The sequence below is a fragment of the Sphingobacterium kitahiroshimense genome (assembly GCF_025961315.1).
Classification (GTDB): domain Bacteria; phylum Bacteroidota; class Bacteroidia; order Sphingobacteriales; family Sphingobacteriaceae; genus Sphingobacterium; species Sphingobacterium anhuiense.
Genome location: NZ_JAOQNK010000001.1, coordinates 2,339,658 through 2,352,685 on the forward strand (window position 1 = coordinate 2,339,658; position 13,028 = coordinate 2,352,685).

At 34.1% G+C, this 13,028-nt stretch carries 8 protein-coding genes; 4 read left to right on the forward strand and 4 right to left on the reverse strand.

Features of this window, described 5'->3' with window-relative positions; genetic code table 11:
• Nucleotides 1-47: 47 nt before the first annotated feature.
• Nucleotides 48-2,627 carry a DUF3857 domain-containing protein gene (locus tag M2265_RS10620; protein WP_132771976.1) on the reverse strand — a complete coding sequence of 860 codons (2,580 nt, stop codon included), beginning with the start codon at nucleotides 2,625-2,627 and terminating at the stop codon, nucleotides 48-50.
• A 394-nt stretch (nucleotides 2,628-3,021) separates the two neighbouring features.
• Here M2265_RS10620 and M2265_RS10625 point away from each other — a divergent pair, with 394 nt between their 5' ends.
• Nucleotides 3,022-3,576, forward strand: coding sequence for a ferritin (locus M2265_RS10625; protein ID WP_021189770.1), 555 nt, complete (start codon nucleotides 3,022-3,024; stop codon nucleotides 3,574-3,576).
• A gap of 61 nt (nucleotides 3,577-3,637) precedes the next feature.
• Here M2265_RS10625 and M2265_RS10630 read toward each other — a convergent pair whose 3' ends face one another.
• Nucleotides 3,638-5,836, reverse strand: coding sequence for an FUSC family membrane protein (locus tag M2265_RS10630; RefSeq protein WP_132771977.1), 2,199 nt, complete (start codon nucleotides 5,834-5,836; stop codon nucleotides 3,638-3,640).
• Between the two features lie 268 nt (nucleotides 5,837-6,104).
• On the opposite strand from M2265_RS10630, the gene M2265_RS10635 reads away from it, so the two are divergent.
• On the forward strand, nucleotides 6,105-8,279 hold the full coding sequence (locus M2265_RS10635) for a S9 family peptidase (protein ID WP_132771978.1): 2,175 nt from the start codon (nucleotides 6,105-6,107) through the stop codon (nucleotides 8,277-8,279).
• 75 nt (nucleotides 8,280-8,354) lie between these two features.
• Here the strand turns inward: M2265_RS10635 and aroQ are convergent, their stop codons facing one another.
• Both aroQ and M2265_RS10645 read right to left on the reverse strand, forming a co-directional pair.
• Nucleotides 8,355-8,777, reverse strand: a complete 423-nt coding sequence (gene aroQ, locus M2265_RS10640; RefSeq protein WP_021189767.1) for a type II 3-dehydroquinate dehydratase — start codon at nucleotides 8,775-8,777, stop codon at nucleotides 8,355-8,357.
• A gap of 56 nt (nucleotides 8,778-8,833) precedes the next feature.
• Nucleotides 8,834-10,480 carry a gliding motility protein RemB gene (locus tag M2265_RS10645; RefSeq protein WP_132771979.1) on the reverse strand — a complete coding sequence of 549 codons (1,647 nt, stop codon included), beginning with the start codon at nucleotides 10,478-10,480 and terminating at the stop codon, nucleotides 8,834-8,836.
• A gap of 199 nt (nucleotides 10,481-10,679) precedes the next feature.
• Here M2265_RS10645 and M2265_RS10650 point away from each other — a divergent pair, with 199 nt between their 5' ends.
• A complete protein-coding gene (locus M2265_RS10650; protein ID WP_132771980.1) occupies nucleotides 10,680-12,104 on the forward strand; it encodes a glycoside hydrolase family 125 protein in 1,425 nt (474 codons plus the stop codon).
• A gap of 52 nt (nucleotides 12,105-12,156) precedes the next feature.
• Nucleotides 12,157-12,987 carry a glutamate racemase gene (gene murI / locus M2265_RS10655; protein ID WP_132771981.1) on the forward strand — a complete coding sequence of 277 codons (831 nt, stop codon included), beginning with the start codon at nucleotides 12,157-12,159 and terminating at the stop codon, nucleotides 12,985-12,987.
• Nucleotides 12,988-13,028: the final 41 nt, after the last annotated feature.

Consider the following 13,028-nt stretch of genomic DNA (forward strand, 5'->3'; position numbering starts at 1 on the left):
TAAAAACGCATACATAAAACTGGCAAATAAAAATATAGTAGTCATATCTATTCCGACAGTGCAGTATCTTTATCAATCGCTAATTCTTGATTATAAGCGTTTACAAAAGTTCCTTTCACACGCTCTGAATTATAAAGATACATCCCCCATAGCACACTGTAGATGATATTCTTCACATTTGTAGAAATTACATCGGGAGCTAAAATATTACTCATATAAAAATAATTAAAAAAAGTAAAAACAACATTTGAAAGAAACATCACAGCGAGCACAACAATCATAGTTTGTGGGAAAAGATCTCTTTTTTTACTAAATAAATAGATGCAGTATATAAAACCCATTAAGAGAATGATATTTAATAAAATTTCACTCGCAACAAATATTTTATGAACATAGTCCGGAAAATAACTAGTATACCTATAACTCTCCCAGATCTCCTGAGTTAGATACCCAGACTCAAAAAAATTATACGCAACTCTTAGAGTAGTAATTACCATCGAAATAATTAATAAAATCAACCATCCCCCAACTGAATGGTATTCGGGCTCCTCGTATAATTGAATCATTGAAGATGATGCTGTTTTATTATAGCGAAGTATAAAAATAACACAGATTAAAATAATGCAAACACATCCAAAAATTGTAAGCATACTGATTTTACCTGAAATGTTAGAGCCGACGATTATTCCATTATCCTCGATGTAATATGCATTGTACAATAAAATATCTCTGTTTTTAAAATCATCAACATATTGTTTTTTATCACTCGATGCTACGAAAGGATTGTGGAATCCAAAATTGTAGCTGATAATAAGCGTGTCTTTTGACGTTTTAACAGTTTTACCAAAATAATAAGAATCACGATCAATGAAAGAGCTCTCTCTTTCTGGATTAAATTCAACCCCGCCATGATTTACGATGCGAATATCATATTCTAAGCAATACGGAAAATACAAACCAAGAGGCGCTAAACCTTCTGATGAATTAAGTTCAGGTAAATTATTATTAATTTGACTCGCATATATGCCAAAGATATTTTTATTTGACGCCTCATCTTTTTCACCAATTTTCTCAATATAATACCTCTCTGTTACATGAATAATATTTTTATCAAACTCATCTTCAAATTTTAGTGACTCTTTAATGGAAATTTTGGGATACATTTTTTTGTAGTAATCCAAATAACTCTTTTGTATCTGATTTTTTGCACTTTCTTTAAATGAAGTTCTTATAAAGTCTGCACTAGAGGCGCTATAGCTCGTTTTAACCTCTAAAATTGCTCCACCCTTACTATCTAGCAAATAAGTTTCTGAAATTTTTGTTAATCCATTGACATTTTTATCAACAGATGTCAAATGCTTCGAATCATCGATTTTTAAAACTCTACCGTAGTAAGGGAAATATAAATCTGTAATCCCGCCACCTTGATTAGTGATGGTAGGGTCAATATACTGTTGTCTGTCTCCAATCTCAATAGCAGCCACAACATGATTAAAAGCACCTGGCGATGGTAGATAATCTTCCATACCATATGTAAGGTACGAATTCGCTAAAACCAAAGATCCTTTTATTCCTTTCCGTTTTAACATGGAAATCATCAGCAACGATTTATCTTTACAATCACCGTATCGCTGATTAAAAATTTTTTCTGGTGTGTTAGCACGATGAGAAAATTCACCCAGCTCAACTCCCATATAACGAATATCATTCTGCACAAAGTGTGTTACCTTTTTCAGAAATTTCATCGAATCTCCCTGAGAATCATCCCAATATCTATCAAGTAGAAGTGCTAGCGGAGAACCGTCTTTAAAATCTACAGTTGGATTAGTCCGCGCCATCCAGCCCCCTACTTCTGACCAAGAATTAAATTCTGTACACTCTATCCATTGTAGATTTGTATACCATGCAGGCGCATATTCATCAAATTCAACGGCAGGAAACGACTGCTCTTCCCAGCTATAAGAAACGTGATTACTACCTTCTTCTATAAGCGGTTTACTAGCATTGTTATGCGATTTAAAATTTAACTTCCTATTTTTCGGAACAATATAATTAACTACTGCCAAACCGATAGGTTCATAAGATTGCAGATAATATTTGTCAAAAAATTTATTTTCAAAAACAGGATTAAATCCCTTCAAACTATATGAAACAATGATCTTATCGTCTTTTCTTAAATCATCCAATATATAATAAGCAGAATAAGTTCCATTATAGATAAATCGAGATAAATCGGTCTCAGTAGCAACTAAGGTAAATTTACCGACATCAAGCTTATCAATAGTTTTCCCATCCCTAATTACTTTCAATTCATGAAGAGTAACCTGCTGATACTTTGGATCAAAGTTTATTGAAATTTGACCTGCATTTTCAGCACCGTTACTATCAAATAAAACTTTAACATCTCTAAAAAACTTAATTTGCTCCCCTATATTAACCTGATATTCAATCAAATCATAATAATACCCTTGTCCTATATCTTTAATATCAATTTTTGAAGGTGAAAGTTTATTCGCTCTAACCCAAGTTGGAACAGGAGCTTTATTAAGTTTGTTATTAGCCAGAACATGGCTATTAAACAAAACCGCTATAAAGAATAAAAAAAATAAATATGAATTAAATTTCATTGGTTAATAATCTTATGTTAAAGATATAAAAATTAAATTATTATCGATATGACAAGCAAAATTTTGCTTTGTTATAGACATAAAGATCAAGATGATAAGATATAATATAGACAACTAATATATAATATATACATACAGTTCTAATCTGAAGATAAACAAGGTGATCAATAGAAACAACATCACAAAAATCACCGAATAATCCATTTTCAACTATTTATAATAAAAAGAATTGGCTCATTTTACTCATCCCTAAAAAGAATATCTGCAAACATTTTCGTCTCCTGGCTGTTGATTCTAATAAAGTACACATTAACATATGTGACACAGGTATACAATTTTTTAACAGACACCCGAATAAACCTATACGAATTCGTGGTGTATAAATCTCAAAAAAATGGCAATAACAACCAATAGATTATCACAGACTCTTAGTAAAGCTTTGAATGATCAAATTACATTAGAAGCATATTCTGCTCAAGTATATTTAATGTTAGCTTGTTGGGCTGATCAGAATATGTTAGATGGTGTCAATTCGTTTCTTATGAAGCATTCCCAAGAAGAGCGCGTACATATGGCCAAAATAATAGAATATATTCAAGAAAGAGGTGGATCTGTAAAAATTGATGCAATAAAGAAACCAGAACCAGAACCTAAAAACATTCTAGAATGCTTTGAAATGGTACTGCAACAAGAAATAGAAAATACAGAATCTATCTATAAAATAGTAAATTTAAGTATGCAAGAAGGTGATTGGGCAACATGGAATTTCCTTCAATGGCTTGTTAATGAACAACGTGAGGAAGAGAAACTTGCCTTAGACTTATTAGACAAAGCTAAATTGGCTGGAGGTGAAGATATGACAGATAATGCCCGATTTGAACTCAACAAACTAATCGGAAATACTGGGCAAGAGTTTCCAGTTGCAGATCAAGTAAACCCGCTGGCATAAAATACATATAAAAAAAGGTAGCTTAAATCAAAAGCTACCTTTTTTATTTTTCTGAAATTACCTATAGCGACCGCTTAGCCAGTAAGGAAATATCTAAAGAATTATGATACAATTTATCCACAAGACCATCCATTAATTCTAATTGCTCTCTAATTAATAGCTCGTCACTCTGATCACTAATATGCGCTTTTGAAACAGCTGTTTTCAAGGCAAGAATTTCTAATGAATCAGTGGCAAACAAAGTATAGGTCTTTTTTAATTTCGAAAGAATCTTGTTCATCAGCCGTTCATGCTCCTCATGAAAGGCTAAACCGGAACTATGGTCCAGCATATTTGTAAAGGCCATAGCATAGGAAATCAATTGATGCGTAAAAATAGAAAAGTCATTTAATTCCTTTGTGAACGGGCGTTGAAATATAGGTTCATTCAATATACGTTCATTTAGTGCATTCAATTCCGCTAAACTGAGATAAATTTCTTTCCTAGCCAATTTATAATCCGCAATATCGACTTTATCACCCGATAACTTACGAAAACTAACAGATAAGAAATGTACATTCGCCTGTATCACATTTTTCAAATACGTCTTTACTGAATCACTTTCCCAAGTAGGAAATATGAAATGAAAAGATAAAAATGAAAGCACACAGCCAATTACAGTATCCAATAGACGTTCCTTCAATAAAAGAACGCCAAAATCATCTACTCCTGTAAAGAAATAATAAGCAATTAGAAAAAAGGCAGTTAGAAAAAACGAACCATAAACATATTTACTTCTTAAAAAAGTAAAAGTCAATAGCATATAAACTAACATGAGACCTAGGAGTACATAAATATTTGTGATCAAGAAAATACTTGATAATCCCAACATGCCCCCCAGAAATGATCCTTTCAATCGATCAATACTTCGTTGTTTGCTTAAACTGAAACCAGGACGCAGAATAACAATTATGGTAATGTAAATCCAAAAACTATGTTTTGTCAAAGCAATGTATTCTGGAAAAAAAACAGGAAGTGTTTTAGTAATAACAAAAGCAACCAACATAACAATAGCGACACGAAGTGAATGTCTAAAAATTGGTGACTTTAAATTTAAATGTGCCTGTAATGCTGGCCACGAAAAGGTTCTTTGTTTAAAGAAACGTTCTTTGTGTGCAAGTAACTCAGAGTGATCATGAACTTCCTCAGATTTAGATAAAATACGATGAACCTCTCTTATTTTCTGCATGACATAACGGATATTAACAAGGATTTTCTTCAATACGATTGTTGCTCCTTGCTCTTGGCTCTCTAAAGCGATAACCTCAGCATAGGCTTTATCCCACTGTCCTGTAAATTGAATAGCTGTCTTCGGTGGCTTCAATAAACTGATTGGAGTCGTCAGTCGCTCCAATTCTTGAGCACAGCTAATTAACAATTCAGGTATGACCTGATAAACCTTTGTATGTCCATATTTTTCACGAATCTGATAATAATCATGATGAGAAGCATTTATTCTTTCAAACAGTTCCATCAAGGTCGCGAAAATAAAAGTAAGCTGTTTATATTGGTAACTTGCAACTTGCTTCTCAGTAGCCGCAGAAAATAAAACTTCACGTACATTTTCCTGTCGTTGATTCAATATTACATTGATCTGAATAACACGTTTATGAGTCTTTGCAATCGCAGTATGAACATCAAAGAAGCAAGCTTTGATACGCAATAAAGTACCGATCTTATAGGCACACTCCGCCAGAACCTGTTGACTGACCCGATAAGGTCTCATGTAGCGTACTGCTAACACAAAAATCATATACCAGAATGCACCTCCAGTCATCAATAAAGCCTCTGTTATAGGATGACTGCTTTCATGTGTCAATGTCAAACTAAAAAATAGAGCCAATAAACAAGAAGCTCCGATTCCCATAGCTCTGATACCAAAAACAGTGAGCATGCAAGCTGCAAAAGAGAAAAAAGCAATAAACAAACCAAGGAACACATCTGAAAAAGGAAGTATACGCGTAAGCATACTCATTGCGAAAATAACAGCAACATTGATAAACAAGGACTGACGGCGTTCCCGGTAAGGACCAACCAGATCTGGAGTACTTGCAATAATGCAACCTATGCCTAAGGTTACACCATTGTGCAAATGGCCGAAACAAGCAAATATTACAACCGGAATTAGCACTGCCACCGTAATTTTTAATCCTTCATGAAACGGTTGACTATTGATAAAGAACCGTGCCTTTTGCCATACTATTTCTAAATGATCACGCAATGTAGGTTATATTATTAATGTGGAAATATGTCGATAAAAGACTATGCATATGCTAATCATTTAACTTTTGCAAAAGTACCAAATTAAATACTACAAAAAGAAATTTTCATCTCCTATAAAGTTCACATATAACCATAAAACATTCATAAAATATTGTTTTACATCAAAAATCAATATTTTATTTTCAAAAAAAGACCTTCTTTAGCAACACAAATGAGAAATAGTCAAAAGAAAACAATAATTTTAGGCACTAAAAATCTTTAAATGCATGAAAAAACTCACGCTACTTTTGTTATTAGCAAGTTCAATGGCTTATGGTCAGCGCAACTTGAATATAGAAGAAACAGTCTTTGGACCTCGTACATATGCCCCGACTGCCCTTATTAGCAGCAATTGGATACCCAACAGCAATAACATTAGTTATTTGGATAAGGGATATCAAAATTTAGTTCAGAAAAGTGCTACGAACACAGGGTCTGAGGAAATAATACTGAGCAAAAATGACTTACAAAATGCTTTAAAAACAAGGATTCCAAATGAGCAGATTAATTTGCAGATCTTTCCTAGTGATTATAAATGGGAGGATGCAAATACGATCAGCTTTATACTCTATACGAAACAAGCTCATTATCATATCGCTGTTAACGTAAAGAATAAAGAAATAGTTCATCTGTTGGAAACAAAGTTGGAGGCAACAAATCAAGAATATGCAACAGATTACAGTAAAGTAGCTTTTTTAATTGGTAATAATATACAAATTAAAGACAATACTGGGCAATTAACTGTTGTTACTGCAGATACAGTAGACGGTATTCTTAGTGGAAGTGACTATACGCATAGACAAGAATTTGGTATCAAAAAAGGTATGTGGTGGAACCCGCAAAATGACAAATTATTGTACTACCGCAAAGACGAGACGATGGTTACTAAGTATCCGCTTATCCAATGGGACACGCGTGTAGCTTCAGTCAAAGATATTCGCTACCCGATGGCGGGTATGAAAAGTGAAGAAGTTACCTTGGTCATTTATGATACGAAAACAAAACAAAAAATTACCCTTGCGACGGGAGAACCAAAAGAACAGTTTTTAACAGCGGTAACATGGGATCCTTCTGGACAATCAATTTATGTTGGGGTATTAAATCGTGAACAAAATCATCTAAAACTTAACCAATATAATGCACAAGATGGTCGTCTAATCAAAACATTATTTGAAGAAACAGCTTCGACATGGGTAGAACCTCAAAATGATTTATTGTTTTTACCAAATAACCCAAAACAATTTCTATATCAATCAGACAGAGAAGGTTTCAATCAACTTTACCTGTATAATACTGATGGTAAATTGATCAAAAAATTAGGACATCAAAATCTTATTGTACAGCAGCTAGGCGACTTTTCGCCAAAAGGAGATTTAATTTATTATACAGGTGTCACTAATGATGGCTTAGATCGTCAGCTATTTTCAGTAGACCTTAAAACCGGTAAAACAATACAATTAACACAGGGTACAGGAACGCACAATGCCAAATTAAACAGTGATGGCTCTTATATTTTAGACCAATTCAGTAATCTGACAACTCCAAATATTGTTCAGATAAAAGCTACAAAATCCGGTAAAACAGAAAAGATAGTGGAATCAACAAATCCGTTTTTAGGAAAGATCAATCCTCCTAAAATAGAATTTATCACGTTGACATCTGCAGATGGAGCAACACCTTTAACTGGCCGTATCATTTATCCAAGTGATTTTGACGCAAATAAAAAATATCCCGTGATGTATTACCTTTATGGAGGATCTCATTCACAATTAGTAACCAATAAATGGTTAGGCGGTGCGGGTTATTTTGATATGTACATGGCGCAACAAGGTTACATTGTATTCACAATGGACAATAGAGGAACAGACGCTCGTGGAAGAGCATTTGCAACAGCAACACACCGTCAATTAGGACAAGCAGAGATGGCTGATCAAATGAAAGGTATCGAGTTTTTGAAATCCAAATCGTTTGTTGATCAAAACAAGATGGGTATATTCGGCTGGAGTTTCGGTGGATTTATGACAACATCATTTATGATACACCATAACGACATCTTTAAAGCAGCAGTAGCAGGTGGTCCAGTAATGGATTGGAAATACTATGAAGTCATGTACGGAGAACGTTATATGGATATGCCTCAAGAAAATCCAGAAGGCTATAAAATGACTACACTAATTGATAAAGCAGATCAGCTGAAGGGCGACTTATTAATCATTCACGGAGCTCAAGACCCTGTAGTGGTACAACAGCACAGTATGGAGTTTGTAGAAGCATGTATCAAAGCAGGAAAACAGGTTGATTATTTCCTATACCCTACTCATGAACATAATGTTTCTGGGAAAGATCGCATTCATATGTATGAAAAAATTGCCAGATACTTTGACCTGCATTTAAAGAAATAAATGATTTGAATAATTAAAAACAATAAAAAATCCCCTTGATCGCTCAAGGGGATTTTTTATTATATAATATCAATACTAGCGGGCAAGAAGTGCTTCAACTCCTAATCGATAGCTATCTAAACCAAAGCCACAAATGACTCCTACACAATTCTTTGACAAATACGAATGATGCCTAAATTCCTCCCGTGTATGAACATTTGAAATATGGACCTCTACAACCGGAGTATTAATAGCCGCAATAGCATCAGCAATTGCAACAGAAGTATGCGTATAAGCCCCTGCATTGAGTACAATACCGTCGTATTCAAAACCTACCTCATGCAATTTATCTATAATAAATCCTTCAGTATTACTTTGAAAATAACTCAACTCAACAGATTCATAGTTATTTTTTAAAGTTGAAAAATAACTATCAAAATCTTGTGCTCCATAAATTGATTTTTCTCTGACTCCTAATAAATTAAGATTAGGTCCATTGAGAATTAATATGTTTTTCATTAAAATAAATAGCTTCTTGAGCAACCAAGCTCGGTTTCTTTTAAACAATTTACAGACTAAAAATCACTATATAATGATCTAAAACTTGAACGAAGACCAATACTAAATACACCCGATTTATGCGTTAGCGGGGTCTCATATTGTATCTTTTGATAACGTTGCGAATAACCTAATTCGAATCTAAGATTATACTTAGGATTCAGAACATAAGCAGCTTTAGCATCTGCATAAACGACTTGACTTTTTATCCCTTGCCCAATATGATTACCATACATGTTAGCAAAAGTACGGTAAGACTGAAAAATATCACCTCCCATATTTGAACCATCCTCAAGATCTAACCCCTTTTCATTATAATTCAGCTGCGCAGAAAAATCAAATCTTTTCCATGCATAGTTAGCAATACCAACAACCTCTCTAAAATTAGCTCCCAAAGGATGCGCCAATGGCTCAGCATTATTACTGTAGTTTGAACCAGAATCAAAGTGGGCATAGGTATAAGGTCTGGCTGTGTTGTATTCAACTAAAAAGTTTAAGTTTTTTACATCAAATATGTCATATCCCCGTACACCAAACTGAGCTCCCCATTTATTATGCACATAACCTTTACCCGCAAAAAACTCCTTTGCCGTAAATTCACCTAATAGGAACTGGCCATAAGCTGTTATGTTCTTAAGAACTTTATACTTTGTATTCAAACCTAAAAACATCTTATCCGGAGATGTTGAATTATTAGATTCGACCGGACGTAAAAACATTACAGGGTTAATATAAGTAAAGTCAAAACCTCGAGTACCTGCGGCATCACGATTTGCCCAGGTGATGGCCTGGAAAAATCCAATCGAAAATCTATTCGTAGCATTGTAATCCACATACTGAAAAACACCCCACTTCTTACCGTCACCATATCGCTCAGTCTCACCTAAGGCATTAGAACGTTTATTGGTTGGATCATTCATATACGCCCAGACTGAAGTATACTGAACATTACCAATCGTACCTGTAAATTTTAAATGTGTATAATTAGAAGAAAAATCCGACAATAAAAGCGAACGGTATCCATCACCGATAAAATTCTTATCATAAGCTACAGTAGCCTGAAAATGCTTACTAAAATCATAAGTTAAACTAGCAGTTGCATTCATCCAGTCTTTCTTATTATTAGACTGATGTTTTGTATTCCCCTCTCCTGGTATAACTTTTCTATCATCGATATAATCCGACAAATATTCTGGAAAAACGGCCTGATTTTCCGTTGCACTGGTGTAAAATGTAAATTTATCTCCCACTGTGACTCCCGCTTGAAAACCTCTAGAGTTCATCCAAGTACGGCGTTTATCGCCCATCATATCCTTCCCAATTATCATATCGGGCAATAAATCAGCATAAAAAGTATAATCATCTTTCTCTACCTCAATAAGATGTTCATTAAATATCTTACGCATAAACCAATTATCCGAAGCTACCGGCTGATTCGTTTTTATAGAATCAAACTTCGCCAATAATTCATCGGTAAATAGAAATGGTTTAGATGATGTATGTAAACGCGTATGTGGCGAATACAGTACATCGTTCATTTTTTGAGAAAGTTGATAGGAATAGGGTTGATTTTTAATTTGTGCGCTTAATTCGTTCTGATTTAGCATACCAAGTGCAAGCACTCCAGCAAATGCTAAAAATTTTAATGACACTTTTTCTTTCATGAGATTTTTTTATACAGTAAAGTAGGACAGCAAAATCTATTCCTAAAAAACAAAATAACGCTTTTTTAAACTTATAAAGATTACTATTTACAAAAAAAACATGCTAAAACGTATTTGCTTTCCATTTTAACGATTTTTTATTACCTTGCAATACAGAGAAAACCAGTATGATAATAAATAACCTTTTTGAAATTTAACAATGAAACGCAGAACATTCATTCAAAATTCAGCCGTATTGGGTGCTGGATTATTTGCAAGCAAAGTATCTTTTGCTTCGAATCAGACTTCATTCCCAACAGTGCGTATTCCTGCAGATAAACGTCTATTTTCAAGTAAAGCTATTGAAAATGCAATTGTAACATTTGGTAAAGCAACAAGTAATAAAGAATTGGCTTGGTTATTTGGCAACTGTCTTCCAAATACCTTAGACACAACAGTATTCCCATATGTTGAAAATAATCGCAATTATACCTATGTAATTACGGGTGATATTGATGCGATGTGGTTAAGAGATAGTAGCGCTCAGGTATGGCCATACCTCGCATTTATGAAAGATGATAAAAGTTTGAAAAATCTGATTTCTGGATTAATACATAAACAGAGTAAATGCATCAACATAGATCCTTATGCTAATGCATTCTACAATGATCCTACAAAAAAAGGTGAATGGTTCAGTGACCATACAGACATGAAACCAGGGATTCACGAACGTAAATGGGAAATCGATTCGCTATGTTACCCCATCAGACTCGCCTATCACTACTGGAAAGAAACAAATGATGCAGGCCCTTTTAATGAAGAATGGGAAGCTGCACAGGAAAAAATCTATCAGACATTTATTGAGCAACAACGTAAAGAAAATCTAGGTCCATATAAATTTATGCGTACCACGCCAAGAGGATCAGACACCCTGCAGGTTGATGGTTATGGATATCCCGTTAAACCTGTTGGTTTGATTTGCTCCAGCTTTAGACCTTCAGATGATTCAACTGTTTTTTCTTTCTTGATTCCTTCTAATCTTTTTGCAGTAGTCAGCCTTAGACAATCTGCAGAAATCTTAAGAAAAGTCAAAAATAACAATACTTTAGCCACTAAAATGGAAGCACTAGCCAATGAAGTGGAAGCAGCTGTTCAAAAACATGGAATAATAGATCACCCACAATTTGGAAAAGTATATGCTTTTGAAGTTGATGGCTTCGGCTCATTCTTAATGATGGATGATGCAAACGTTCCAAGTTTACTTTCATTACCATATTTGGATGCTGTAAAAGTAGAAGACCCCGTATATCAACGTACACGTCAATATATCCTATCAGAAAACAATCCGTTTTTCTTTAAAGGTACTGCTGGAGAAGGTATCGGTGGACCACATATTGGTCGCGATTTCATTTGGCCAATGTCTATCATGATGCGTGCCTTTACATCAAATAATGATAAAGAGGTAATCGAATGTGTTAAAATGTTGATTGCTACACATGGAGATACAGGTTTTATGCACGAATCCTTTCATAAAGACGATCCAAAAAACTTTACCAGAAAATGGTTTGCATGGCAAAATACTTTATTTGGAGAATTAATATGGAAAATTTATAAAGAAAAACCATCTTTGCTTAAACAAATATAGTTTACCCTATAGTAATAAAAGTGCTATAAGGTAATACTTATAGCACTTTTTTATGGAGCAAGAAAAAAAACAAATTGGTCCAATAGGGATATTTGATTCTGGATATGGTGGTTTATCCGTATTTAAAGAGATCAAAAAACAATTGCCTCAATACGATTACATCTACCTAGGCGATAATGCTCGCATTCCTTATGGAACCCGTTCATTCGAAACCGTCTATGAATTTACAAAACAATGTGTATTTAAGTTATTTGATTTAGGATGTAATCTTGTTATTCTAGCTTGTAACACAGCCTCTGCCAAAGCATTACGTTCAATCCAACAAAATGACCTTCCTCCTGGAAAAAAAGTACTGGGTGTCATTCGTCCAACAACTGAAATTGTAAAAGAATTCACAAAAACAAATCAGGTGGGCATACTAGCAACAACAGGGACAGTGAAATCGGAATCCTACAAAATTGAAATCAACAAATTTTATCCCGAAATAAAAGTATTTCAACACGATTGTCCTTTTTGGGTACCTTTAGTTGAAAATAATGAAATCAATACAGAAGGAGCAAAATATTTCGTTGAAAAAGATATTGAAAAACTTTTAAAACAATCGCCTGATATTGATACCATCATATTGGCCTGTACACATTATCCCTTATTACTACCCGTAATTAAGCAATTTGTACCCAGCCATATCAATATCATTTCACAGGGACCACTCGTCGCTAAAAGCTTAGAAAAATATTTGGACCTGCACCATGATATTGAATACAAAAGTTCTAAAAATGGAAGCATGCAATTTTATACAACCGATGATCCACTTGATTTTGAATCAAAAGCAGAAATATTTTTCGGTCAAAAAATTAAAGCTACACACATTAAAGTCACATAAAAAAGGCCTCATCTACTAAAAGATGAGGCCTTTCCATTTTA